Here is a 22646-nt window from a genome sequence, read left to right as displayed (position 1 = left end):
GCACCGGCGCGCGAGAGCGAGCCCGGCGGCATACGGAATGTCATTTGTCGACGTCGCCGACGACGAAGAACATCGAGCCGAGAATGGCCACCATGTCGGAGATCAGCTGCCCCGGCAGCATCTCCGTGAGAACGGAGACATTGTTGAACGACGCCGAGCGGAGCTTGAGCCGCCACGGCGTCTTCTCCCCCCGGGAGACGAGGAAGTAGCCGTTGAAGCCGAGGGGATTCTCGGTCGCGGTGTAGATCTGCCCCTCGGGCACCTTGAGGACCTTGGGCAGCCTGACGTTGATCGGCCCCGGCTTGAGCTGGATCAACCGATCGAGGCACGCCTCGGCCAGGTCGAGGCTCACGCGGGTCTGCTCGAGCAGCACCTCGAGGCGGGCGAGGCAGTCACCCTCCTGACGGGTCACGACGTGCCCAGGGCCCCCCTTGACGAAGAGCTCACCGTAGGCGAGATAGGGCGCGTCCCGGCGCAGGTCCACGTCGATCCCGCTCGCTCGGGCGATGGGACCGGAGACGCCGAAGCGAAGGGCTGTCTCCCGAGGCAGCACACCGACCCCGCGGGTGCGCGCCTCGAGGATCTCGTTGCCGACGATGAGGTGCTCGAGCGACGGGAGCCGCTTGCGGACGTTGACGATGGCCTTGTCCACCCGTCCCATCCAGCCGGCCGGCAGGTCCTCCTTGAGGCCACCGACCCGGTTGAACATGTAGTGCATCCGGCCGCCCGAGACCTCCTCGAGCACAGCCTGGAGCTCCTCGCGCTCGCGGAAGGCGTAGAAGACGGGGGTGATCGCCCCGAGCTCGAGCGGATAGCTCCCGAGGAACATGAGGTGGTTGAGCACCCGGTTGAGCTCAGCCAGCGCCGTGCGCGCCCAGACCGCCCGCTCGGGAACCTCCATGCCGAGCATGTGCTCGACGCCGAGGACCACGCCGAGCTCGTTGGAGAAGGCGCTGAGCCAGTCGTGCCGGTTGGCCAGGACGATGATCTGGCGGTAGTCGCGGACCTCGAAGAGCTTCTCCGCTCCCCGGTGCATGTAGCCGATGATCGGCTCGGCGCTGACGATGCGCTCGCCGTCGACGACGATCCGCAGCCGGAGCACCCCGTGCGTCGCCGGGTGCTGGGGCCCGATGTTGAGGACCATGTCGGCCGTCGCGAGGCCCCCGGCACCGACACCCACGGTCAGGGCGCGCTGGCGCGAGGAGCGGGGCGACGTGGTCGTCTCGGTCATGGGTCGAGACTATGCCGTCGGGGACCGGGGCGGCGCGATGGGCTCAGGGGGCTCAGGCCGGACGGAGGATCGCCACGAGGAAGTCGGAGTCGCTGCGGAACGGCCGGAGGTCCCAGCCGGCGAGGAGCAGGTCGGGCTCGAGGCCGGAAGCTCGGGCGTCATCGAGGAAGTCGCCGAAGTCGTAGCCGCGTCCGGCACCGAAGCCGACGACGATCCGGCCGCGCTCGGCGACATGGCTGCGCAGGCGCTGGAGCACCGTGCGTCGGGTGCTCGGCGCAAGGAACGGCATGACGTTGCCGGCGGCCACGATGACCTCGAAGTCGGCGGCCACGCCCTGGGCCGCGAGGTCCAGCTCGGCGAGGTCACCGACGAGCCACTGCGGTCCCTGGTGGTCCTCGATGGCAGCCTCGATGAGCACCGGGTCGACGTCGACCCCGACGACCTCGTGCCCCGCGCGGGCCAGCGCCCCTCCGAGCCGGCCCGAGCCGCAGCCGGCGTCGAGGATGCGCGACCGACGGGGCGCCATGGCGTCGACGAGTCGGGCCTCTCCGTCAAGGTCCTGGCCAGCTGCCGCCATGTCGCGGAAGCGCTTGACGAACCAGGTCGAGTGCGCCGGGTTGGCCTCGACCATCTGCATCCACTTGCTGGGCTCGACCATCGGTCCGCCTCAGGCCGTCGGGGTCCGGCGACGGCTCTTCATCAGGACGTAGACGAAGAGTCCGATGGCGATGAGGGTCCCCGCCGCCGTCAGGACCACGGGCACGAACTGCGACTCCTTGGCGCTCTCCACCGCTGGGTCGTCCGCCTCGGGTGCCGGCACCGAGGGTCCGGCCGTCGCCGTCGACCCGTCGAGCCCGGTCATGGCGAAGAAGCCGAACGAGCCGCTGACCGGGTGGCCGTCGTCCGAGGTCACCCGGTAGGCCACCGTGTACTGGCCGGCGGGGGCGGCAGACGAGATGGCCTGGCGGACCTCGCGTCCCTGGATCGTCGCGAGGCCCTCGGCCACGTTGCCCGTGGGTCCCGTGACGACGACCTGCAGGCCGATCTCGAGCGGCTGCTCGCTGAAGACGAGGGAGACGTCGGCGGGGAGGTGTGTGACGGTGGTGCCGTCCGCCGGGGTCGTCTTCTCGAGCACGTCGTGGGCGTGTGCCGTTGCGGGCAGGGCGAGCGTGAAGCAGAAGGTGAGGAGGAGGAGGGCCAGGCGACGCATGGCCTCAGGGTACGTCGGAGGGCCTGATGTGCTTCACCGCCCACCAGAAGTCACCGAACCCGCCGGGACGGATCAGCTCTGCCTCGGCCGAGGCGCGCTCGAGTGCGCGGAGGTAGGCGATGGGATCATCGCTGGCCCGGGCGTGCTCGGGGCCGATGGCGCGGGCACCGAGCCCGCGCAGCACCGCTCGCTGGCGCAGGAGCTCGTCGGCGTCGAGGGAGTCCATGGCCACGTGGGCGGTGAGGTCGCAGCTGCCATCCGGCACCGGGGTCACGAGGGTACCCGCACGGTATGCCGTGAGGCTGCCGGCGCGGGGGCGGTTCGTCCTGAGGTGCCCGTAGTCGATGGCGACGAGGAGGCCGGAGTCGACCCGGCTGACGAGATCGGCCCAGGCCGCGTCCCGGGTCCGCCCGACCTCGACCCGCTCGCCCGGTCCGGCGTCAGGCCACTGTGCGGCGGCCCATTCCGCATCCTGCTGGTTGACGTCGTCGCCGAGCTGCTCCTCGCCGGTTGCCGGATCGACGAGGACCTCGCGAAGCCGTCCGCGGTCGTCGACCTCGGCGATCGTGCAGGGGACGACGTCGAGCCACTCGTGCGCGATGACGAGTGCGTCCTCCAGTCCGTCGAGCTCGTGAGGCAGGAGGGCGCCCCCGGGTGACCGGATCCACCCGATGCGCGGGTCCAGGCCCTCGGGCCGGTCGACGACATCCACTCCGACTGCGCTCTCGACCGAGCGGAGGTGGGTGAGCAGCTCGCCCCGCCCGGCGCCGAGGTCGACGACGACCTTCGGCGGCTCCTCGTGCGACCGACCCCAGAGGCGCAGGAGCGCGTCGGCGAGGACCGCCCCGGTGACCCCGTGCGTCGCCGTCGTGAAGTGCGCCGAAGGCCCACCGCGCGTGACGTAGAAACCCAGCCCAGCGGCATACAGCGCCGTGTGCCAGGCCTCGCGCCACGTGATGGGATCCACGAGGACGGACTGTAGGCGATACCGTGCCCTTGATGAGCAACCCGCACGAGCGTCCCGCGCGGTTCGACGTCGGCATCGTCGGGGCGGGCCGCGTCGGCGCCGTGCTGGGCGCCGCACTGGCCCGTGCCGGCCACCACGTCACCGGAGTCTCGGCGGTGAGCGAGGCCAGCCGCGAGCGGGCAGCCGCGCTCCTTCCCGGTGTGCCGGTCAAACCCATCCCCGACGTCGTCAGCGGCGCCCATCTCGTCGTACTGGCCGTCCCGGACGACGTGCTGGCCGAGCTCGTCACCGGGTTGGCGACGACGGGAACGTTCACCGCCGGCCAGCTCGTCCTGCACACGTCCGGGGCCTGCGGCATCTCGGTCTTCGAGTCCGCCATCGACAGCGACGTCGTGCCGCTCGCCCTCCATCCGGCGATGACCTTCACCGGGACGGACGTCGATCTCGAGCGACTGCAGGACTGCTGCTTCGGCGTGACGACGGTGGACATGGCGCGGCCCCTCGCCGAGGCCCTCGTCATCGAGATGGGCGGCGACCCGGTCTGGATCGCGGAGGAGGAGCGGCTCGCCTACCACGCCGCTCTTGCGCACGGCGCGAACCACCTCGTCACCCTCGTGAGCCAGGCCATGGAGCTGCTCCGTCATGCGGGCATCGAGGATCCGTCCCGGGTCCTCGAGCCGCTCCTGTCCGCTGCGCTCGCCAACACCCTCCAGCAGGGTGACGCTGCACTGACCGGCCCGGTCGCGCGAGGAGACGCCGGTACCGTTGCCGCACACGTCGCGCTGCTCAGCGAGGTGGCCCCAGACATCCGGCCCACCTACCTCGCGCTCGCCCGGGCCACCGCGCAGCGGGCCCTCCTGAGCGGGCGCCTCAAGGCGTCCGCTGCGGACGCCCTGCTCGAACTGCTCGCCGACGAGGAGGACAACTCGTGACTGTTGTGACTGTCGCTCGCACACGGGAGGAGCTGTGCGAGGCGCGCGCCGCTCTCGACGATGGCGATGTCGCCGTGGTCATGACGATGGGTGCCCTGCACGACGGGCATGCCACCCTGATCCACCGGGCCCGGCAGACCCACGCGCACGTCGTCGTCACGATCTTCCTCAATCCGCTCCAGTTCGGGCCCAAGGAGGACCTGTCCCGCTATCCCCGGACGTTCGACGCAGACCTGGCCATCTGCACCGAGGCCGGGGTCGACCTCGTCTTCGCGCCGACGCCCGACGTCATCTACCCCGACGGTGACCCGGGCGTGCGCATCTCGGCCGGGCCCCTCGGCGACGTCCTCGAGGGGCAGGCCCGGCCCGGGCACTTCGACGGCATGCTCACGGTGGTGGGCAAGCTCATGCACCTCACCCGGTGCACGTCGGCCTACTTCGGCCAGAAGGACGCCCAGCAGCTGGTGCTCATCCGCAGGATGGTGCGCGACCTCGACTTCCCGGTTCGCGTCGTCGCGGTCCCGACAGTGCGCGAGGCCGACGGGCTGGCCATGTCGAGTCGCAACACGTACCTCACCCAGTCGGACCGGGAGATCGCCCTCACGCTGTCCGCGGCACTGGCCGCCGGCGCCGCTGCCGCCACCGAGGGGCCCTCCGCGATCCGGCGAGCCGCCCGCGCGGTGCTCGTCCGCGAGCCGCTCGTGCTCGCCGACTACCTCGTCCTCGTCCACCCCGAGACGCTCGACGACGTCCCGGAGTGGTTCCGCGGCGAGGCGTTGCTCGCCGTTGCCGCCAGGGTCGGCACGACGCGCCTCATCGACAACGTGCCGGTCCTCGTGGGTCCGGGGGGCGGTGCGCTCGAGATCTTCTCGGCCGATCGCCTCGACGGATAGGAACCCCGGCCCGTGGCCTCCCCGAGCCTCCGTCCGCAACACACCGAGCACCGGGCAAGCCGCGGCGGTTATTTCCGCCTGAGCTTGGCGACTGTTCGGTGTGTTGCGGTCGTGGAGGGCGGAAGGCCGTGGAGCGATGGTGCGAGCGGGAGCCAGCTCAGCGGCATACGGTATGGGGCGTGACGCACCACGAGAGGGGGCGGGGATGAGCGCGAGCGGCATCGCCATCCCACGGCGCCTCCGCGCGGCAGCGCCCGGCTGGACAGCCACGGCCGACGTCATCGTGGTCGGGTCGGGCATCGCCGGCCTGACGACGGCGCTTCGCCTCAGGCGTCGCGTCGCCCGGGTGCTGCTCGTCACCAAGACCGTGCTCGACGAGGGCTCGACGGCGTGGGCCCAGGGCGGAATCGCCGCGGTGATGTCGCCCGACGACAGCCCGGAGGAGCACATCCACGACACGCTGGTCGCCGGGGTCGGCCTCTGCGATGTCGAGGCGGTGCGCACGCTGGTCAACGAGGGCACCGACGCGGTCTGGGACCTCATCGCCATCGGTGCGGACTTCGACCGGGGGGAGAGCGGCAAGATCTCGCTGACCCGTGAGGGCGGGCACCACCGCGACCGGATCCTGCACGCCGGGGGCGACGCCACGGGACGTGAGATCAGCCGCGCGCTCATCGCGGCGCTCGACCGGGTCCGGGACGATCCGGGCATCGAGATCATCGAGCACGCCCTCGTCATCGACCTGCTCTCGAACACCGACGGCGGTGTCTGCGGGGTGACCCTCCACGTCATCGGCGAGGGCCAGGTCGACGGGGTGGGGGCCGCGCACGCCCGCGCCGTGGTGCTCGCGACGGGCGGGCTCGGGCAGATCTACGCCTCGACCACCAATCCGGCGGTGGCCACGGGCGACGGGATGGCGGCCGCCTTGCGGGCTGGCGCCGAACTGGCCGATCTCGAGTTCGTCCAGTTCCACCCGACCGTGCTCTACCTCGGTGAAGGGTCGTCCGGCCAGCAGCCGCTCATCTCCGAGGCGGTGCGGGGCGAAGGGGCGTTCCTCGTCGACGCCGAGGGGGTCCGGTTCATGGAGGGCAAGCACCCGTTGGCCGACCTGGCGCCACGCGACATCGTCGCGCGCGCCATCATCGCGCGGATGCGCGAGACGGGCACCGACCACGTGTACCTCGACTGCCGGCACCTCGGTGCCGACTTCCTCGAACAGCGGTTCCCGTCCATCGTCGAGCGGTGCCGCGAGCTGGGCTTCGACCCCGCGACGGAGCTGCTGCCCGTGGCACCGGCCCAGCACTACGCCAGCGGAGGCGTGCGAACCGATCTGCGCGGGCGCACCAGCCTCGAGGGGCTCTACGCGTGCGGCGAGACGTCCTGCACCGGCGTCCACGGCGCCAACCGCCTCGCGAGCAACTCGTTGCTCGAGGGCCTCGTGTTCGCCAGGCGGATCGCCGACGACCTGACGCGGCGCCTTGCTGAAGGCGAGCTGCCCGACCCCGTGCCAGTTGAGGTGGAGACCGACGAGACCGGCCACCCCGCCCTGATTCGCGGCAAGCGCCGGGTCGCAGTGCAGCGCGCGATGACGGCCGGCGCCGGATCCGTGCGGTCCGCCACGTCGCTCGCGGCAACCGCAGCCCGGCTGGGTGAGCTCGCGGCCGCTGACGACGGCAAGAAGGGCGGACCGAAGAGCTGGGAGACGACGAACCTCCTGCACGTCGGGCGGGCCCTGACGCTGGCCGCGCTGCTCCGGGAAGAGACTCGCGGAGGGCATGTGCGCGAGGACTTTCCGGACCGCGACGATGAGAACTTCCTGCACCACACGGTGATCCGCCGCGGCGGTGACGGACAACTCGTCACCGCAACCGATCCCGTACCGCCCGAGAACCTCAACGGGTTGGATCTCGATGGCCTGCATCGCACCGAGGAGCACCATGAACGACTTCCCTGACCAGGCCGCACGAGAGCTGGTGGCAGCCGCCTTGCGCGAGGACCTCGGACCCGATGGCCGAGACGTGACGACGCTGGCGACGATCCCCGAGGACCAGGTCCGGGTCGGCGAGATCGTCGCCCGCGGCCCCGGCGTCGTCGCAGGCGGACCGGTCATCGCCATCACGCTCGAGTCGGTCGCCGGGCTCGTCACTGCCGCGGTGCCCAAGGTCGACGTGGTGCGGGTCGATGGCACGCGTATCGAGCGGGGCGACGTCATCGCGCGCGTGGAGGGGCCCACGCGAGTGATCCTCATGGCGGAGCGGACGATCCTCAACATCCTCAGCCGGCTCTCTGGAGTGGCGAGCCACACCAGGCGCTGGGCCGATGCCCTCGAGGGCACCGGCACGATGGTGCTCGACACCCGGAAGACGACACCGGGGATGCGGCTGCTGGAGAAGTACGCCGTCCGTGCTGGCGGGGGCACGAACAAGCGCCTCGGCCTCTACGACGTCGCCATGATCAAGGACAACCACAAGATCGCGGCCGGGTCCGTGGCCGAGGCCTACCGCCTCGTCCACGAGAAGTTCCCCGACGTCGCGATCCAGGTCGAGGTGGAGACGCCCGCCGAGGCCCACGAGGCCTACGACGCAGGCGCCCGCTTCATCATGTGCGACAACATGACCGTGCCGGTACTGCGCGAGACGGTGGAGCTCCTCCGGGGCCTGGGCGAGCCGGTCGAGATCGAGGCCACGGGCGGGATGACGCTGGACGTCGTGGCCGACCATGCGGCGACTGGCGTCGACTACGTCTCGGTCGGGGGCCTGACGCACAGCTCGCCGATCATCGACATCGCCCTCGACCTGGTCGGCTGAGTCCAGGTCCACCGTCTCGACAACGGCATCAGGAGGGAGCACGAGTGCAGTTCAACGAGGCAATCGATCTGGTGGGCAAGGTGATCGACACCGCAGGCGTGGCCGCCATGGTGGTCGGTGCGCTCCTCGCCGCAGTGCGAGCCCTCATGGGCGCCGCACGGCACCAGCCCGGCATCTACCGCCAGTTCCGCCAGCAGCTCGGGCGTTCGATCCTACTTGGCCTCGAGCTGCTCGTGGCAGCGGACATCATCCGGACCGTCGCCGTGACGCCCACTCTCGAGAACGTCCTCGTCCTCGCCCTCATCGTGGCCATCCGCACCTTCCTCAGCTTCTCGCTCGAGCTGGAGATCACCGGCCGTTGGCCCTGGCAGAAGGAACCGGAGACTCAGTAGCGCTGCCACCAGAGGTTGACGGCGTAGTCGACTCCGGACCGGTCCGGGTGCTCCGCCAGGATGAGGTCGGCGTGGTCGGGGGCGAACTCGATCCGGACCACCGCCTCGAAGTCCTCGCGCGAGTCGAAGTCCCAACGGATGTCGAGGCGCTCGCGTGACCAGCCCTGGCGCCGCCAGAACCGCTCGACCGCCCGGGGGTCGTAGGAGGGCAGGGCCCTGCGGAACCACGACCCGAACGTCGATCTGGTCGCGTCGTTGTCGATGACGAAGGCCACGCCTCCGGGCCGCATGATCCGGCTGAGCTCGAGCAGCCCGGGCTCGCATCCCGGCCCGAAGAAGTAGGCCCACCGCGCGTGGGCCACGTCGAAGGACCCATCCGCAACCCCGATCCTGGCTGCACCTTCCTCGCGAACCGAGCACTGCGGCATACGGGCAACGCGTTGTGCCGCAAGGGAAGCCAGCGGTGGATGGGGCTCCACGCCGACGACCGAGCGCGCCGTCCGAGCGAACCTCGGCAGGTGGAACCCCGTCCCACAACCGATGTCAACGACGTCTCGTCCCGCCCAGTCCTGGATCTCGCGCATCGCCGACTCGATGACGCCGGCCCGGTCGACGCCCTGGTTCTCGATCTCGTAGACGTCAGGTGTGGCCCAGATGTTGGGGGAGGCGATGATGTCGGTCACGCCGTGGACCGCCGGGACCTGGGCGTCGCGGCGATCGTCGCCGGGTGCACGATGAGCGGCAGCAGCTTGTGGGCGCCGCGCGCCCGGACAGCCCGCACCTGCGCGACGTGCGCCTCCGCGCGAATCGCCAGCTCCTCGTAGCCTGCCCGACCCATCAGCTCGATGAGCTCCGGCGCCAGGGAGCGGTAGACCGGCTCCCGGCCGACGTGCGCCTCGGGGTTGCCGGAGCAGTACCAGTCGAGGTCGTGGCCCCCAGGCCCCCAGCCCCGCCTGTCGTACTCGGTGATCGTCACCTCGAGATAGCTCGTGTCGTCGGGCAGCTCGACGGTCCGGAAGCTGCGCCTGATCGGCAGCTGCCAGCAGACGTCCGGCTTGGCGGTGTGGGGCTGGGCGCCGGTCAGCAGCGCATGCTGGTGCAGGGCACAGCCGGCTCCCGCCGGGAAGCCGGGCCGGTTGAGGAAGATGCACGCGCCGTCGACGACCCGCGTCTTGCGTGCCCCGTCCTCCTTCTCGGTCCAGTCCCTCCGACGACCGGTCGCGGTGCCGACGTCCCGGTACTGCCACTCGTCCTCGCCGAGCTCGGCCACGACGGCGGACACCCGGCGGAGGTCGTCGTCGTCGGTGAAGTGTGCACCGAGGGTGCAGCAGCCGTCGTCCGGGCGATCCGCATAGATGCCCTTGCACCCGGCCCCGAAGATGCAGGTCCAGTTGCTCGTCAGCCAGGTGAGGTCACACCGGAAGCGCTGCCCTGCGTTGTCGGGGTCGGTGAACTCGACCCAGACGCGGGGGAGATCGAGAGGTGCTTCTGCCACCGGCACACTTTACGTCGCCGGACCCGTAGATTCGGGTCATGTCCTTGGGCGATGCGAGTCCCGCGGTTCTCATCCGTGACCTCACCGTCGTGCGGGGCAGGCGTCGGGTGCTGCCTCAGCTGTCTCTCGAGATCCCCGCTCGCCAGGTCATCGGCCTGCTCGGGCCCTCGGGGTCGGGCAAGTCGACGCTGATGCGGGCCATCGTCGGCGTCCAGGTCATCGAGTCCGGCACCGTGACGGTCCTCGGCCATGCGGCCGGCAGCCGAGCCCTGCGCGACCAGGTCGGGTACGTGGCGCAGTCGCTCAGTGTGTACCAGGACCTGACGGTCAGGGAGAACATTGCCTACTTCGGGCGGGCCGTCGGGCTCACCGGGCGGGACCTGCGCAAGGCGGTCGACGCCACCGTGTCCGAGGTCGACCTGGAGGACCACGCCGGCGCCCTCGTCCGGAACCTCTCGGGGGGCCAGGAGTCCCGCGTCTCGCTCGCCTGCGCCCTCGTCGGCCGCCCGAGCCTGCTCGTGCTCGATGAGCCGACCGTGGGCCTCGACCCCATCCTGCGCCGCGACCTGTGGGACCACTTCCATGACCTCGTCGACCAAGGGTGCTCCCTCATCGTGTCGAGCCACGTCATGGACGAGGCCACCCGCTGCGACCGGCTCATCCTCCTGCGCGACGGTCGGGTGCTGGCCGACCTGACGCCGGCCGAGCTGCTCGAGCGCACCGGAGAGGCCGACGCGGACGCCGCCTTCCTCGCCCTCGTCGAGGCGACCGGTAGAGCCGCCGATGGAGAGGTGAACCGATGAACCCGGGGCTGACCTTTGCCACGACCGGGCGGGCGCTGCGACAGATCCGCACGGACCACCGCACGATCGCGCTCATCATGGGCGTGCCCATGGTCGCGATCGGGCTGCTCGCCTGGATCTACAACAACACCCCGGTCTTCGACGCGATCGGCCCTGCGCTCCTTGGCATCTTCCCGCTCGTCGTCATGTTCGTCGTGACGTCGGTGGCTACTCTCCGAGAGCGCCAGTCCGGGACCCTGGAACGGCTCCTCACCACCCGAATGGGCAAGGCCGACTTCATGCTGGGCTATGCCGGGGCCTTTGGCGCGCTGGCCATCGTCCAGGCGCTCCTCGCGACGTCCTTCTCGATCTGGGTGTGCGACCTCGACGTCCTCGGGCCGGTGTGGATGCTCGTGCTCGTCGCGGTCCTGGTCGCCGTCCTCGGGTCCTCGCTCGGGCTGCTCGCAAGTGCCTTCGCCCGCACCGAGTTCCAGGCGGTGCAGTTCATGCCGGCCTTCATCATCCCGCAGTTCCTGCTCTGCGGCCTGCTCGTCGACCGCGACCAGCTCCCCGCCTTCCTCAGCGCCGTGTCCGACGTGCTGCCCCTGTCCTACGCGGTCGACGCGATGAAGGAGGTGACGGCCCACGCCGAGGTGACGAGCGCCGGCGTCTGGTCGATGGTGATCGTCGCGGGCTTCATCGTTCTCGCGCTCGCCCTCGCCTCCCTCACGTTGAGCCGGCGCACCCCCTGACGCACCCCTCACGTATCCCCTGACGGGGTCGGGGCCTGCCGATCACGGACCGTTCAAGGGATGTTCACCCAGTCCGGCTAGGGTCGAAGGGTGCGACTGGGCGTCATCGACATCGGGTCCAACACCGTCCACCTCCTCGTCGTGGACGCGCACGCCGGTGCCCACCCGCTCCCGGCGTTCTCCCACAAGATCGACCTGCGCCTGTCCGAGCACCTCACTCCCGACGGGCTCATCACCGCCGACCTGACGGTCCGGCTCGTCGAGTTCCTCCGTGAGTGCCTCGAGATCGCCGAGGACCAGGGCGTCGAGGAGCTGCTCGCTTTCGCCACGTCAGCGATGCGGGAGTCGCCGAACGGCGACGCCGTCATCGAGCAGGTCCGGGAGCAGACCGGCATCCTGCTCGAGGTGCTGAGCGGGGTCGACGAGTCCCGGGTGACGTTCCTCGCCGCCCGCCGGTGGTTCGGCTGGTCGAGCGGGCGGCTGCTCGTCATCGACATCGGCGGGGGCTCACTGGAGCTCGCCTCCGGGATCGACGAGGACCCGGATGTTGCGATCAGCCTGCCGCTCGGCGCCGGCCGCCTCACCCGGGAGCGGATGCGCGGCGACCCCCCAGCCGCGAAGGAGTCGCGCGCCGTCCGCTCCTACATCCGAGCCACCGTCGCTCGACAGGTTCGGCCGCTGCTCAAGGCGCCCAGCCCGGACCGGGTGGTCGGCACCTCCAAGACGATGCGTTCGCTCGCCCGGATCGCCGGGGCGGCGCCACGCGAGAGCGGCCCGTTCGTCCCGCGGGAGCTGCGTCGCGCCGACCTCGAGACGATCGTCGACAAGCTCAAGGGGCTCGACGCAGCGGCCCGCGCGGCGCTGCCAGGGGTGTCCGAGGCCCGCGCCCACCAGATGCTCGCCGGCGCCCTCGTCGCCGAGGCCGCGATGGATCTGCTCAATGTCGACCGGCTCGACATCTGTCCCTGGGCGCTCCGGGAGGGCCTGATCCTGCGGCGACTCGACCTGCTCGACCCCGACGAGGTCGCGAACCGGCCCGGCTAGGCCGCGCGTCGCCCGCGTCACACGGACCTCTCCGGGCCTAGGTCCGAGTCGTGCCCCAGAATGAACCCCATGACGATCCGCATCGGGCTCTCGACGGCCGCGATGTACCCGGACAACGCGGCCACCGCCTTCGCGACGGCCGCGCGTCTCGGTTACGACGCCGTGGAGGTCATGGTGTGGACGGACCCGGTGACGCAGGAGCCCGGAGCCCTCCGTGCGCTGAGCGAGCACCACGGGCTGCCCATCGCCTCGGTCCACGCGCCGACGCTGCTTCTCACCCAGCGCGTGTGGGGCACCGACCCGTGGCACAAGGTCGACCGCTCCATCGAGCTGGCCCTGGAGGTCGGCGCATCCACCGTCGTCCTCCACCCGCCGTTCCGGTGGCAACGGGACTACGCCGCCTCCTTCATCGATGGTGTGGCCCTGCGGGAGCACGACACCGGGATCCGGCTCGCGGTGGAGAACATGTTCCCGTGGCGAACGGCCCGGCGGGAGATGCTCGCCTACCTCCCGCACTGGGACCCGGTGGACCAGCCCTACGACAACGTCACCATGGACCTGTCCCACACGGCGACGGCCGGCTCGGATGCCCTGCACATGGTCCGAGAGCTGGGGCCGCGCCTCGCGCACCTCCACCTGGCCGACGGTCTCGGGTCGTTCAAGGATGAGCATCTCGTGCCCGGCCGGGGGTCGCAGCCGTGCAGCGCGGTCCTCGAGCACCTCGTCGACACCGGCTGGTCGGGTGACGTGGTCATCGAGGTGGCGACCCGCAAGATGGCCCCCGACCAGCGTGAGGCCGCGCTCATCGAGGCCCTGGCCTTCACCCAGTTCGCGCTCATGCCGACGCGTGGCGCCAGCCGTATCTGAGCCAGCTCAGTCCGCCCGTCACGGTCGGAAGCCGCGCGGCCGCACCGTCAGCGTGTCGATGGACGCCTCCGGAGTGGCCGTCACCGCGAAGCGCACCGCACGGATGACCGACTCGATCCGCAGGTACTCCTCCGCCCGGTAGTGCGCTCCCTCGAAGTCGATCATCTCGCGCTGCATGTCGGTGTCGACGCGGCCGGGGTGGATGGACGTCACCCGCACGCCGTTGGCTCGTTCCTCGTCGCGCAGGCTGTCCGCGAAGGCACGCAGGGCGAACTTCGAGGCGCTGTACGGGCCCATGGTGGCAGTCGCATTGAGCCCGGCTCCGGAGTTGAGCAGCACCACACAGCCCTGAGCGGCACGGAGCGCTGGCAGGACCGCGCGCGTGATCCCCGCAACCGCAACGAGATTCACTCGCATGGACAGCTCCCAGTCCGACATGGGCACGTCGGCGACGCTGCCACGCCGCAGGACTCCCGCTGAGTGCACGAGGACGTCGACGCGCGGGAGCCGCGCCACGAGGTCGGCGAGGGCCCGATCGAGTGCTCCGCCCGGCCCGCAGTCGGCGAGGTCGGCGACGAAGCCCTCGGCCGATGGCAGGTCCGTGACCGCACGCCTCACCGAGTCGGGCGTCCGACCACAGACGACGACGTGATGGGTGCCGGCGAGGTCCTCGACCACGGCGCGGCCGATGCCGCGGGTAGCCCCGGTGACCACGGCGACGGGGCGCTCGGGCGTGCTCATGCGCCTCAGGTTACGTCGCAAACACGATGTCGTATGCCGCTGGGCTCGCTCCCCGGCCCGACGGCGGCAACCGGGCGTGATTGGGACTCAGGCGAGTCCGAGCCCTGCCGCCTCCTCCCAGAGCTCCTCACGAACGCGTGCGTGAGCACACTCGTCGATGAGGTCGCGGCACTGCTCCCGCTCATCGCGTCCCCACAGCTGCGCGACTCCGTTCTCGGTCACGATGGCGCTCTGCTGGAAGCTGGTCACGGGCTCGTCGACGAGCGGCACGATCGTGGACACGTCGGCCCTGGGGTGCCACGAGCGCAGGGCGATGAAGGACTGCCCCCCGGGGGAGTGCAGCGCACCGACGATGAAGTCGGTCTGCCCGCCGAAGCCCGAGTGGATGCGTGCGTTGATCCGCGACGCGTTCGCCTGGCCGAAGAGGTCCACCTCCAGCGCGGTGTTCACGGAGGTCATCCGGCGCTGCTGGGCGATGAGGCCCGGGTCGTTCGTCTTCTCGGTGCGGAGCATGCGCACCCAGGAGTTGCCGTCGACCCAGTCGTAGAGGTCCTGGCTGCCGAAGACGAACGAGGTGACGAGTGGGTGGTCCCGGTCGAGGGCGCCCGCGGCGTCCAGCGCGAGGATGCCGTCGGAGAACATCTCGGTCCACACCCGGAGGTCCTTCCGGCCGATGATCGCGTTGAGCGTCGCATCGGGGACGGCGCCGATGCCGAGCTGCATGGTCGAGCCGTCGAGGACCATCGAGGCGACCCGCTGGCCGATCGCCGCACTGTCGTCGTCCGGGGTGCCGGCCGAGTGCGTGACGAGCGGTGCATCGACCTCGACGGCGAGATCGACGTGGTCGACCGGGACCAGTGCATCGCCGTAGGTGTAGGGCATCCGGTCGTTGATCAGGGCGATGACGAGACCTCCTCGGGCGCGGCAGGCCTCGATCGCGGCCGGCAGGACGTTGACCTCGACGCCCAGACTGAGCTGCCCCTGGCGTGGGGGTGCGCAGTGGATGAGGACCGCGTCGGGTAGGAGCGTCCGCGAGTAGAGGAGCGGCACGAGGGAGAGCCGCGACGGGACATACCTCAGCCCGGGATGACGGCGCATTCCGGCCCCGACGAAGCAGGTCTCGACGGTCACGCCCTCGCGTTCGGGCAGACCGGGCGGCGCGTTGAGGGCGTGGAGGATGTAGTCCGGCAGGGCTTGGTCAATGACCTTCACGCCGTCCCACGGGATGGCCATGTTGCCGCTGACGACAACGCGTGGATTCGGCGGCAGTGACTGGATCCTGGAGCTCAGCTCCTCAACCGACACGGTCTGCATGGGCCCATCCTTGCGGACTGCCACGTGCCGTCGGCACCAAGCCCAGCGGCATACGGCATCGTGTCCTGGTCAGCTGGCCTTGCGCTTGCTCGCCGCCTTCTTGGTGGTCGTCTTCTTCGCGCCCGTCTTCTTGGCCGGAGCCTTCTTGGCAGCGGCCTTCTTGGCGGGTGCCTGCTTGGCCGTGTCGGCCGGCTTCTCCGTGTCCGCCTCCTCGCGGATCTCGCTCGTCGACGTGCCTCCGGACTTGGCCGCCTTGGCCTTGTCGACGCTGCGCTGCAGGGCCGCGAGCAGGTCGACGACCTCCGTCTCCTCGGGCTGGGCCGACGGCGCCTCCTTCAGCTCGCCGCCCTCGATCTTGCTCGCGACGAGCGCCTCGACCGCCTCGGAGTAGTCGTCCTCGAACTCGTCCGGCTCGTAGTCCCCGGCCAGGGAGTCGACGAGCGAGGCCGCCATCGCCAGCTCCTTGTCCGTGGCCTGCGTGTCCTCGGAGAGGAACTCGAACTCCGGCTGGCGCACCTCGTCGGCCCAGAGCAGCGTCTGCAGGACGATGACGCCCTCCCGCACTCGCAGCACGGCCAGGGTCATCCGGGTGCGGATCGAGACGGTGACCACGGCCATGCGGTCCGCCTTCTCGAGCGCATCGCGCAGGAGGACGTATGGCTTGAGACCTGTCTTGTCCGGCTCGAGGTAGTACGAGCGGTCGAAGAGGAGCGGGTCGATCTGGTCCGCCGGCACGAACTTCTCGATCGAGATCTCCTTGGAGGAGCGTGACGGCAGGGTCTTCAGGTCTTCATCGGAGAGGACGACCATCTGCCCGTCCGCAGTTTCATAGCCCTTCGCGATGTCGGAGTAGGGCACTTCCTCGCCGTCGATGGAGCACACCCGTTGGTACCTGATGCGCCCTCCGTCCTTCTCGTGGACCTGACGGAACTGCACGTCGTGGTTCTCGGTCGCGGAGAAGAGACGGACCGGGACGTTGACGAGTCCGAAGGACACAGCGCCTTTCCAGATGGCTCGCATGAGAACAAGAATGCACCCATGCGCCCCATGCTCGCGACGCCCGCACCGGCCATCCCGTCGGGCGACGAGTGGATGCACGAGGTGAAGTGGGACGGAATGCGGGTGCTGGCGGACGTCACCGAGGGCTCGATCCGGTTGACGTCTCGCACCGAGCGAGATGTCACGGTCGCCTTTCCGGATCTCCTTCCCCTGGCCACGGAATACGCCGACATGCTGCTCGACGGCGAGATCGTCTGCCTCGACGCAGGCAAGCCGTCCTTCGGTCTGCTCGCCGAGCGGTTTCACGTCACCAACGCGCGGCGCGCCCTGGTGCTCGCCGAGCGCAGTCCCGTGACGCTGATGACCTTCGACCTGCTCCGCCTCTACGGCGTCGAGCTCCTCGGCCGGGCCTGGCGTGATCGCCGCGCCACGCTCGAGCGTCTCGAGCTGCAGGGGGCCCGGTGGCAGACCCCGCCGACCTTCGAGGACGGAGGGCTGCTCCATGCCGCGACGCGCGAACAGGGTCTGGAGGGCATCGTCAGCAAGCGGGTCCGGTCGATCTACCGACCCGGCGTCCGCTCTCCCGACTGGCTCAAGTCGCCGCATCGGGGGAGTACGTCCGTGGTCATCGGCGGGTGGCGGCCCGAGTCCACCGGAACGGTGAAAGACCGGCTCGGCGCAGTACTCGTCGGGGTGCCCGGGCCGGGAGGCCTTCGCTTCCTGGGCCGAGTGGGGGCCGGCCTCGCCGGTCGCGCTGGTGACTCGTTGCGGCGCAGCCTGTCGACCCTCGAACTCGCGGAATCACCCTTCGTGACGGAGATTCCCCCGGAGGATGCCTTGGGTGCCCGTTGGGTCGACCCGGTCCTCGTGGCCGACGTCGAGTCCCTCGGACTCGGCCACCAGGGCCGCCTTCGCCAGCCGGCTTTCAAGCGGCTGCGCGAGGACCTGACCCCGGACGACGTCGACGACCTCATCCTGGGCGGCGAGTGATGGCCGGACCCGCACGCCAGCAGGCCGGCCCGAAGGTCACCGTGGAGGTCGAGGGCCGGCGGATGAAGCTGAGCAGCCTCGAGAAGGTGATGTATCCAGCGGCCGGGACGACCAAGGCGGAGGTGATCGACTACTACGCCCGGATGGCGCCCGTGATCCTGCCGCACCTCGCCGACCGGCCGGTCACCCGCATTCGCTACCCGCACGGCACGCATGACATGCAGTTCTTCGAGAAGAATGTGCCGGCCGGCACGCCCGCCTGGATTCGTCGGGCCGGTCGCGATCCGGTCTTTCCGTTCATCGACGACCTCGCCGGCCTGACGTTCTTCGCCAATCTCAACTCGCTCGAGTTCCACGTGCCCCAATGGCGGTTCGACGGCGACGGTCGGGAGGCGGTCCCGCTCAATCCTGACCGTCTCGTCATTGATCTCGATCCCGGCCCGGGCACCGGTTTGCACGAGGTGTCGGTCGTCGCCGTCATCGTGCGAGACCGCCTCGCGGAGATCGGGCTGGCCTCGGTGCCGGTGACGAGCGGCAGCAAGGGTATGCAGCTCTATGCCGGGTTGCCCGGTACTGCCCACACGAGTGATGAGATCAGGGATACCGTGCAGCAGCTTGCGCAGGAGCTCACCAAGAAGCACCCGGATCTCGTCGTCTGGAAGATGGCCAAGGATCTGCGGCCCGGCAAGATCTTTCTCGACTGGAGTCAGAACGTTGCCGCAAAGACGACAATCTGTCCTTACTCGCTTCGCGGCCGGGACACTCCTACTGTCGCCGCGCCCCGCGGCTGGCCCGAGGTCGAGGCCGGTGCGGCGGGCGAGGAGCTCCGCCAGCTGCGGATGGACGAAGTCCTCGATCGGGTCGAGCGATTGGGAGATCTCGCCGCGGAGATAGCGACGCGCCAGTCCTGATGGCGAGGGGCCACCTTCCGGTCGGAAGGTGGCCCCTCGGTGGGGTCAGGTGGCGATGATCAGTGGGCCTTGTCGTAGGCGGCCTGGATCTCGGCCGAGATCCGGCCGCGGTCGGAGACCTGGTACCCGTTGGCCCGAGCCCATTCCCGAACCGATCCCAAGTCGGTTCGCTTCTGCGCGGGAGCACCGGCGGAGCGGCGCCGGCCGCGCGCACCGCCGCTGCGACGCGCGTGTCCGGTCCATGACGCCAAGGCGTCGCGCATTTTCTTCGCATTCTTGTCGCTGAGGTCGATCTCGTAAGACACCCCGTCGAGCGCGAAGGAGACGGTTTCGTCGGCGTGACCGCCGTCAACATCGTCGATCAGGACGACTTCGACTCGCTGAGCCATGTTTCTCCATCTGCTGTTGTGATGGTAATGGGAGCGACGTGAATGCTTCGTATTCGCGTCGACGCCAATTTACACGGAACTGCCAATCCAGCGGAATCGCCGGGCGGAAGCTGTGGAGAAACTGTGGGAAGTTGTGGATTGTCCAACCTTCTACTATTCGTCCCGGGATTTGCCGGTCGCGTCGGCCTTGCGCTCTGCCTCCCACTTCGCCAGCGCAATTCGCTCACGCCGGTCGCCCTCGAGAATGTTCTTGATGATGACGTAGAAGAGCCAGGCGACACCCACCGTCGGGAGGAGCGCGAGGACGTAGGGCAGGACCGATTCCATGTCTCCATGATCCCACGGGTCGGTGCGCGGCCTGTCTCACCGGCCTTGTCTTCGGGCATTGTCGCCCCTCACCTCTACGGTGACGGCCATGGCCACCAAGTCGCCCACTCGGCGTTCTGCCCGTTTCCGATGCGCCGAGTGCGGATGGACCACGGCCAAGTGGGTGGGCCGGTGCGGCCAGTGCCAGGTCTGGGGAAGTGTCTCGGAAGCTGGAGCCGCCAGCGTGCCACGCACCGCCCCGGTATCGGTGGTCTCACCGGCAGTGCCGATCGCGGACATCGACGTGAGGACGGCCGCCGCGCGTCCGACGGGAGTCCCTGAGTTCGACCGCGTCCTTGGTGGCGGCCTGGTCCCGGGGGGAGTGGTTCTCGTCGCCGGCGAGCCGGGCGTCGGCAAGTCGACGTTGCTGCTCGACGTCGCGGCGCGGGCCGCGCGACAGGGCGCAGCCACCCTCTACGTCAGTGGCGAGGAGTCCGCCCCTCAGGTCCGGGCGAGGGCTGGCCGCATCGACGCCCTCGCCGACAGCCTGTACCTCGCCGCCGAGACCGATCTCGCCACGGTCCTCGGCCACATCGAGGCGAGCGCCCCGCAGCTGCTCGTCGTCGACTCCGTGCAGACGATCGCGAGCTCCGAGGTGGAGGGACAGGCAGGCAACGTGTCCCAGGTGCGCGAAGTCGCCGTGAGTCTGATCCGGGCGGCCAAGGAGCGCGGCATCTCCGTCCTGTTGGTCGGTCACGTCACCAAGGACGGCTCGATCGCCGGCCCCCGAGTTCTGGAGCACCTCGTCGACGTCGTGGTCCAGTTCGAGGGCGACCGGCACTCGCGTCTGCGCCTCGTCCGGGCCGTCAAGAACCGGTTCGGCCCGACGGACGAGGTCGGGTGCTTCGACCTGTCCGAGGCCGGCATCGTGGGGTTGGCCGACCCGAGCGGCCTGTTCCTGTCGGACCGCCACCATGCAGTGGCCGGCACGTGCGTGACGGTCACGCTCGAGGGTCGCCGTCCCCTCGTCACGGAGATCCAGGCCCTCGTCGCCCCGTCCACGCTCCCGTCGCCACGACGGACGTCGAGCGGCCTCGACGCCTCGAGGCTCGCGATGGTCATCGCCGTTCTCGACAAGCGAGCCGGCGCGCCGATCGGGTCCCACGACATCTTCGCGGCCACGGTCGGGGGCGCACGGGTCACGGAGCCGGCTGCGGACCTTGCCCTGGTCTGTGCCCTCGCGTCGTCCGTCCTCGACCTGCCGCTGCCGGTCGACGCCATCGCCCTCGGCGAGGTCGGACTCGCCGGGGAGGTCCGCAGGGCAACGGGAATCGGCCGACGCCTGGGCGAAGCCGCTCGACTCGGGTTCCGACACGCCGTCGTCCCGACGGGCAGCCGAGTCGATGCTCCGGTGCCTGACGGGCTCGAGGTGATCGAGGTCGCCAGCGTCGCCGAGGCGATTGAGACGATGCGCCGCCTCGCCATGCGACGAACAGCGCCCGCAACGACCCGTGACACCGCTTAGACTGCGGACCACCAATGTCTTTGATGCAGCCCCGACCTCAGCCGAATGGGAAGTGATGGACAGGAACGACGACGAGCTGCTGCTGCGCGCGGCCCTCGCCGCGGTCGCTCCTGGGACTGAGTTGCGCGATGGGCTCGAGCGGATTCTCCGCGGCCGCACCGGCGCCCTCATCGTGCTCGGCCACGACAGAGTGGTCGAGTCGATCTGCACCGGCGGTTTCGCCCTCGATGTCGAGTTCTCGGCGACCCGGGTCCGCGAGCTGTGCAAGATGGACGGCGCGGTCGTCCTCGACCGTGATGGAACCCGCATCCTCCGCGCCGCAACCCAGCTCGTGCCCGACTCCAGCATCGAGACGTCCGAGTCCGGCACGCGCCACCGGACCGCCGAGCGAGTCGCCAAGCAGACCGGCTTCCCGGTCATCTCGGTGAGCCAGTCGATGGGCGTCGTTGCGCTCTACGTCGGCAACCTGCGCCACGTCGTCGAGGGTTCGCCGACCACACTGTCGCGCGCGGACCAGGCACTGCAGACGCTCGAACGCTACAAGGCCAGACTCGACGAGGTGACCGGCACGCTGTCGGCGCTCGAGATCGAGGACCTCGTCACGATCCGGGACGTCACGTCGGTGCTCCAGCGCCTCGAGATGGTCCGGCGCATCTCGGCCGAGATCCAGGACTACGTCGTCGAGCTGGGCACGGACGGCCGCCTGCTCGCGCTCCAGCTGGAGGAACTCGTCGGCGGCCTCGGCAACGACCGCGAGCTCGTCATCCGCGACTACCTGCCCGCCACCAGGTCGGAACTCACCGCTGACGAGGCGCTCGCGAATCTCGAGTCGCTCAACTCCGTCGAGCTGCTCGACCTCGGAACCGACGCCCGGGCGGTGGGGTTCATGATCGTGGGGGACAGCCTGGACGCCCCGGTGAGCCCGCAGGGCTATCGCCTGCTCACCAAGGTGCCCCGCCTGCCGACGGCGATCGTCGAACGGCTCGTCTCCCACTTCGAGTCGCTGCAGCGCCTGCTCGCTGCCGGCATCGAGGACCTCATGCTCGTCGACGGTGTCGGCGAGGGCCGCGCCCGAGCTGTCCGCGAAGGCCTGTCTCGTCTCGCTGAGTCGTCCATCCTCGAGCGTTACGTCTGACGCGAGGAACGAGATTCCGTATGCCGCTGGGCCCGGCGCCGCTCGACGTGCTGCGTGAGCGCGTCAATCGGTGGTACGCCCAAGCAGGTCGCGACCTTCCATGGCGCGACCCGGACTGCAGCCCATGGGGAATCCTGCTGTCCGAAGTGATGGCACAGCAGACGCCGCTGTCGCGGGTCGAGCCGGTCTGGCGCGCGTGGATGACGCGGTGGCCCACGCCCGGAGCGCTTGCCGCTGCCGCACCCGGTGACGCCGTGCGAGCCTGGGGGCGCCTTGGCTACCCCCGCCGTGCGCTCCGGTTGCACGAGGCGGCGACGGTCATCGTCGAGCGGCATGGTGGCGCTGTGCCCCGGACGCCCGCCGAGCTGCTAGACCTGCCCGGCGTCGGCGCCTACACCGCTGCCGCCGTGGCCTGTTTCGCGTTCGGGATCCCGGAGGTCGTCGTCGACACGAATGTGCGACGCGTCCTCGCACGAACCTTGGAGGGCAAGGCGTTTCCGCACGTGACGCTGACTCGGAGGGAGATGGAGCTGGCAACGAGTGCCATGCCTCCCCAGCGGCACACGGCGAGGGCGGCTCGCGAGGAGGCGAATATCTGGAACGTCGCTGTCATGGAGCTCGGCGCTCTGGTCTGTGTGGCCCGGGGTCCTCGGTGCGAGGAGTGCCCCATCGCCGATCTCTGTGCCTGGAACGTGTCCGGCCGCCCGGCCCACGAGGGGCCACCGCGGCGCGGGCAGGCCTGGCACGGCACCGATCGCCAGGTCCGCGGTGAGATCCTCCGGCGACTGCGCGATGAGCATCGGGCCCTTCCACTCGCGGCACTGGAAGACGCCGGGCCCAACGTCGTGCAGGTCATGCGATGCCTTGACTCGCTCGTCGCGGATGGCCTCGTTGAGCCTTTGTCTCGCAGGCGTTTTCGTCTACCAGCGTGAGCACTGCCCAACGGGTTGATCAGAAGGGTGGG

Annotated in this window: 25 protein-coding genes; 14 read left to right on the top strand and 11 right to left on the bottom strand. The window is 70.0% G+C overall.

Annotated features, from left to right (window positions below):
- Positions 1-40: 40 nt before the first annotated feature.
- Genes ABF401_RS09460 through ABF401_RS09445 form a run of 4 tightly spaced genes read right to left on the bottom strand, consistent with a single transcriptional unit; the run spans position 41 to position 3408 of the window.
- Positions 41-1231, bottom strand: coding sequence for an NADH-quinone oxidoreductase subunit D (locus tag ABF401_RS09460; protein WP_353509299.1), 1191 nt, complete (start codon positions 1229-1231; stop codon positions 41-43).
- A 52-nt stretch (positions 1232-1283) separates the two neighbouring features.
- Positions 1284-1889, bottom strand: a complete 606-nt coding sequence (locus ABF401_RS09455; protein ID WP_353509298.1) for a class I SAM-dependent methyltransferase — start codon at positions 1887-1889, stop codon at positions 1284-1286.
- 9 nt (positions 1890-1898) lie between these two features.
- Positions 1899-2441 carry a copper resistance CopC family protein gene (locus ABF401_RS09450; protein WP_353509297.1) on the bottom strand — a complete coding sequence of 181 codons (543 nt, stop codon included), beginning with the start codon at positions 2439-2441 and terminating at the stop codon, positions 1899-1901.
- A gap of 4 nt (positions 2442-2445) precedes the next feature.
- Positions 2446-3408 carry an SAM-dependent methyltransferase gene (locus ABF401_RS09445; protein ID WP_353509296.1) on the bottom strand — a complete coding sequence of 321 codons (963 nt, stop codon included), beginning with the start codon at positions 3406-3408 and terminating at the stop codon, positions 2446-2448.
- A 32-nt stretch (positions 3409-3440) separates the two neighbouring features.
- Here ABF401_RS09445 and ABF401_RS09440 point away from each other — a divergent pair, with 32 nt between their 5' ends.
- The 5 genes from ABF401_RS09440 to ABF401_RS09420 all read left to right on the top strand — a co-directional run bounded on the left by ABF401_RS09440 (position 3441) and on the right by ABF401_RS09420 (position 8432).
- Entirely contained in the window at positions 3441-4340 is a 900-nt protein-coding gene (locus ABF401_RS09440) for a Rossmann-like and DUF2520 domain-containing protein (RefSeq protein WP_353509295.1), read from the top strand.
- Positions 4337-5233, top strand: coding sequence for a pantoate--beta-alanine ligase (panC, locus tag ABF401_RS09435; protein ID WP_353509294.1), 897 nt, complete (start codon positions 4337-4339; stop codon positions 5231-5233). Before ABF401_RS09440 ends, panC begins: the two co-directional genes overlap by 4 nt.
- A gap of 205 nt (positions 5234-5438) precedes the next feature.
- A complete protein-coding gene (locus ABF401_RS09430; protein WP_353509293.1) occupies positions 5439-7187 on the top strand; it encodes an L-aspartate oxidase in 1749 nt (582 codons plus the stop codon).
- Positions 7171-8040, top strand: a complete 870-nt coding sequence (gene nadC / locus ABF401_RS09425; protein WP_353509292.1) for a carboxylating nicotinate-nucleotide diphosphorylase — start codon at positions 7171-7173, stop codon at positions 8038-8040. Before ABF401_RS09430 ends, nadC begins: the two co-directional genes overlap by 17 nt.
- 44 nt (positions 8041-8084) lie before the next feature.
- On the top strand, positions 8085-8432 hold the full coding sequence (locus tag ABF401_RS09420; RefSeq protein WP_353509291.1) for a DUF1622 domain-containing protein: 348 nt from the start codon (positions 8085-8087) through the stop codon (positions 8430-8432).
- Here ABF401_RS09420 and ABF401_RS09415 read toward each other — a convergent pair.
- Together ABF401_RS09415 and ABF401_RS09410 are read right to left on the bottom strand one after the other, a co-directional pair.
- The gene (locus ABF401_RS09415) at positions 8426-9115 is read right to left on the bottom strand and encodes a class I SAM-dependent methyltransferase (RefSeq protein ID WP_353509290.1); all 690 of its coding nucleotides are present in this window, start codon (positions 9113-9115) and stop codon (positions 8426-8428) included. The genes ABF401_RS09420 and ABF401_RS09415 overlap by 7 nt on opposite strands.
- On the bottom strand, positions 9112-9927 hold the full coding sequence (locus tag ABF401_RS09410) for a DUF3109 family protein (protein WP_353509289.1): 816 nt from the start codon (positions 9925-9927) through the stop codon (positions 9112-9114). Before ABF401_RS09410 ends, ABF401_RS09415 begins: the two co-directional genes overlap by 4 nt.
- Positions 9928-9965: 38 nt before the next feature.
- On the opposite strand from ABF401_RS09410, the gene ABF401_RS09405 reads away from it, so the two are divergent.
- The 4 genes from ABF401_RS09405 (at position 9966) to ABF401_RS09390 (ending at position 13372) form a co-directional block, all read left to right on the top strand.
- On the top strand, positions 9966-10730 hold the full coding sequence (locus ABF401_RS09405) for an ABC transporter ATP-binding protein (RefSeq protein WP_353509288.1): 765 nt from the start codon (positions 9966-9968) through the stop codon (positions 10728-10730).
- Positions 10727-11461 carry an ABC transporter permease gene (locus ABF401_RS09400; RefSeq protein ID WP_353509287.1) on the top strand — a complete coding sequence of 245 codons (735 nt, stop codon included), beginning with the start codon at positions 10727-10729 and terminating at the stop codon, positions 11459-11461. The genes ABF401_RS09405 and ABF401_RS09400 overlap by 4 nt, the downstream gene beginning before the upstream one ends.
- Positions 11462-11551: 90 nt before the next feature.
- Positions 11552-12505: a Ppx/GppA family phosphatase gene (locus ABF401_RS09395; protein ID WP_353509286.1), complete on the top strand. Its 954-nt coding sequence runs from the start codon at positions 11552-11554 to the stop codon at positions 12503-12505.
- A 60-nt stretch (positions 12506-12565) separates the two neighbouring features.
- Positions 12566-13372, top strand: coding sequence for a sugar phosphate isomerase/epimerase family protein (locus tag ABF401_RS09390; RefSeq protein WP_502908211.1), 807 nt, complete (start codon positions 12566-12568; stop codon positions 13370-13372).
- An 18-nt stretch (positions 13373-13390) separates the two neighbouring features.
- Here ABF401_RS09390 and ABF401_RS09385 read toward each other — a convergent pair whose 3' ends face one another.
- The 3 genes from ABF401_RS09385 to ku all read right to left on the bottom strand — a co-directional run bounded on the left by ABF401_RS09385 (position 13391) and on the right by ku (position 16447).
- Positions 13391-14113: an SDR family oxidoreductase gene (locus tag ABF401_RS09385; RefSeq protein WP_353509284.1), complete on the bottom strand. Its 723-nt coding sequence runs from the start codon at positions 14111-14113 to the stop codon at positions 13391-13393.
- An 87-nt stretch (positions 14114-14200) separates the two neighbouring features.
- Positions 14201-15427 carry an acetyl-CoA hydrolase/transferase family protein gene (locus ABF401_RS09380; protein ID WP_353509283.1) on the bottom strand — a complete coding sequence of 409 codons (1227 nt, stop codon included), beginning with the start codon at positions 15425-15427 and terminating at the stop codon, positions 14201-14203.
- 69 nt (positions 15428-15496) lie between these two features.
- Positions 15497-16447, bottom strand: a complete 951-nt coding sequence (ku, locus tag ABF401_RS09375) for a non-homologous end joining protein Ku (protein WP_353509282.1) — start codon at positions 16445-16447, stop codon at positions 15497-15499.
- 18 nt (positions 16448-16465) lie between these two features.
- On the opposite strand from ku, the gene ligD (ABF401_RS09370) reads away from it, so the two are divergent.
- The gene (gene ligD / locus ABF401_RS09370; RefSeq protein ID WP_353509281.1) at positions 16466-17416 is read left to right on the top strand and encodes a non-homologous end-joining DNA ligase; all 951 of its coding nucleotides are present in this window, start codon (positions 16466-16468) and stop codon (positions 17414-17416) included.
- Positions 17416-18327 carry a non-homologous end-joining DNA ligase gene (gene ligD, locus ABF401_RS09365; RefSeq protein ID WP_353509280.1) on the top strand — a complete coding sequence of 304 codons (912 nt, stop codon included), beginning with the start codon at positions 17416-17418 and terminating at the stop codon, positions 18325-18327. Before ligD (ABF401_RS09370) ends, ligD (ABF401_RS09365) begins: the two co-directional genes overlap by 1 nt.
- Positions 18328-18386: 59 nt before the next feature.
- On the opposite strand, the gene ABF401_RS09360 is transcribed toward ligD (ABF401_RS09365), so the two are convergent.
- Both ABF401_RS09360 and ABF401_RS09355 read right to left on the bottom strand, forming a co-directional pair.
- On the bottom strand, positions 18387-18716 hold the full coding sequence (locus ABF401_RS09360) for a histone-like nucleoid-structuring protein Lsr2 (RefSeq protein WP_353509279.1): 330 nt from the start codon (positions 18714-18716) through the stop codon (positions 18387-18389).
- Positions 18717-18869: 153 nt separating this feature from the next.
- Entirely contained in the window at positions 18870-19043 is a 174-nt protein-coding gene (locus ABF401_RS09355; RefSeq protein WP_353509278.1) for a hypothetical protein, read from the bottom strand.
- An 88-nt stretch (positions 19044-19131) separates the two neighbouring features.
- Between ABF401_RS09355 and radA the strand changes: the two genes are divergently transcribed.
- The 3 genes from radA to ABF401_RS09340 are packed head-to-tail and all read left to right on the top strand — an operon-like array spanning position 19132 to position 22614.
- Positions 19132-20547 carry a DNA repair protein RadA gene (gene radA, locus ABF401_RS09350; protein WP_353509277.1) on the top strand — a complete coding sequence of 472 codons (1416 nt, stop codon included), beginning with the start codon at positions 19132-19134 and terminating at the stop codon, positions 20545-20547.
- 55 nt (positions 20548-20602) lie between these two features.
- The gene (gene disA, locus ABF401_RS09345) at positions 20603-21682 is read left to right on the top strand and encodes a DNA integrity scanning diadenylate cyclase DisA (protein ID WP_353509276.1); all 1080 of its coding nucleotides are present in this window, start codon (positions 20603-20605) and stop codon (positions 21680-21682) included.
- Between the two features lie 20 nt (positions 21683-21702).
- Positions 21703-22614: an iron-sulfur binding domain-containing protein gene (locus ABF401_RS09340; protein WP_353509275.1), complete on the top strand. Its 912-nt coding sequence runs from the start codon at positions 21703-21705 to the stop codon at positions 22612-22614.
- Positions 22615-22646: the final 32 nt, after the last annotated feature.

The sequence above is a fragment of the Intrasporangium sp. genome, assembly GCF_040414665.1.
Taxonomy (GTDB): Bacteria; Actinomycetota; Actinomycetes; order Actinomycetales; family Dermatophilaceae; genus Intrasporangium.
The sequence above is the reverse complement of the archived record's forward strand: the minus strand, read 5'-3'. Positions and strand labels throughout refer to the sequence as shown.

What these genes read in the sequence shown, in the direction of transcription:
- ABF401_RS09460 (WP_353509299.1), bottom strand. Translation starts at nt 1,231, where the DNA reads ATGACCGAGACGACCACGTCGCCCCGCTCCTCGCGCCAGCGCGCCCTG.
- ABF401_RS09455 (WP_353509298.1), bottom strand. Translation starts at nt 1,889, where the DNA reads ATGGTCGAGCCCAGCAAGTGGATGCAGATGGTCGAGGCCAACCCGGCG.
- ABF401_RS09450 (WP_353509297.1), bottom strand. Translation starts at nt 2,441, where the DNA reads ATGCGTCGCCTGGCCCTCCTCCTCCTCACCTTCTGCTTCACGCTCGCC.
- ABF401_RS09440 (WP_353509295.1), top strand. Translation starts at nt 3,441, where the DNA reads ATGAGCAACCCGCACGAGCGTCCCGCGCGGTTCGACGTCGGCATCGTC.
- ABF401_RS09430 (WP_353509293.1), top strand. Translation starts at nt 5,439, where the DNA reads ATGAGCGCGAGCGGCATCGCCATCCCACGGCGCCTCCGCGCGGCAGCG.
- nadC (WP_353509292.1), top strand. Translation starts at nt 7,171, where the DNA reads ATGAACGACTTCCCTGACCAGGCCGCACGAGAGCTGGTGGCAGCCGCC.
- ABF401_RS09405 (WP_353509288.1), top strand. Translation starts at nt 9,966, where the DNA reads ATGTCCTTGGGCGATGCGAGTCCCGCGGTTCTCATCCGTGACCTCACC.
- ABF401_RS09400 (WP_353509287.1), top strand. Translation starts at nt 10,727, where the DNA reads ATGAACCCGGGGCTGACCTTTGCCACGACCGGGCGGGCGCTGCGACAG.
- ABF401_RS09390 (WP_502908211.1), top strand. Translation starts at nt 12,566, where the DNA reads ATGAACCCCATGACGATCCGCATCGGGCTCTCGACGGCCGCGATGTAC.
- ABF401_RS09385 (WP_353509284.1), bottom strand. Translation starts at nt 14,113, where the DNA reads ATGAGCACGCCCGAGCGCCCCGTCGCCGTGGTCACCGGGGCTACCCGC.
- ABF401_RS09380 (WP_353509283.1), bottom strand. Translation starts at nt 15,427, where the DNA reads ATGCAGACCGTGTCGGTTGAGGAGCTGAGCTCCAGGATCCAGTCACTG.
- ku (WP_353509282.1), bottom strand. Translation starts at nt 16,447, where the DNA reads ATGCGAGCCATCTGGAAAGGCGCTGTGTCCTTCGGACTCGTCAACGTC.
- ligD (WP_353509281.1), top strand. Translation starts at nt 16,466, where the DNA reads ATGCGCCCCATGCTCGCGACGCCCGCACCGGCCATCCCGTCGGGCGAC.
- ligD (WP_353509280.1), top strand. Translation starts at nt 17,416, where the DNA reads ATGGCCGGACCCGCACGCCAGCAGGCCGGCCCGAAGGTCACCGTGGAG.
- ABF401_RS09360 (WP_353509279.1), bottom strand. Translation starts at nt 18,716, where the DNA reads ATGGCTCAGCGAGTCGAAGTCGTCCTGATCGACGATGTTGACGGCGGT.
- ABF401_RS09355 (WP_353509278.1), bottom strand. Translation starts at nt 19,043, where the DNA reads ATGGAATCGGTCCTGCCCTACGTCCTCGCGCTCCTCCCGACGGTGGGT.
- radA (WP_353509277.1), top strand. Translation starts at nt 19,132, where the DNA reads ATGGCCACCAAGTCGCCCACTCGGCGTTCTGCCCGTTTCCGATGCGCC.
- disA (WP_353509276.1), top strand. Translation starts at nt 20,603, where the DNA reads ATGGACAGGAACGACGACGAGCTGCTGCTGCGCGCGGCCCTCGCCGCG.
- ABF401_RS09340 (WP_353509275.1), top strand. Translation starts at nt 21,703, where the DNA reads ATGCCGCTGGGCCCGGCGCCGCTCGACGTGCTGCGTGAGCGCGTCAAT.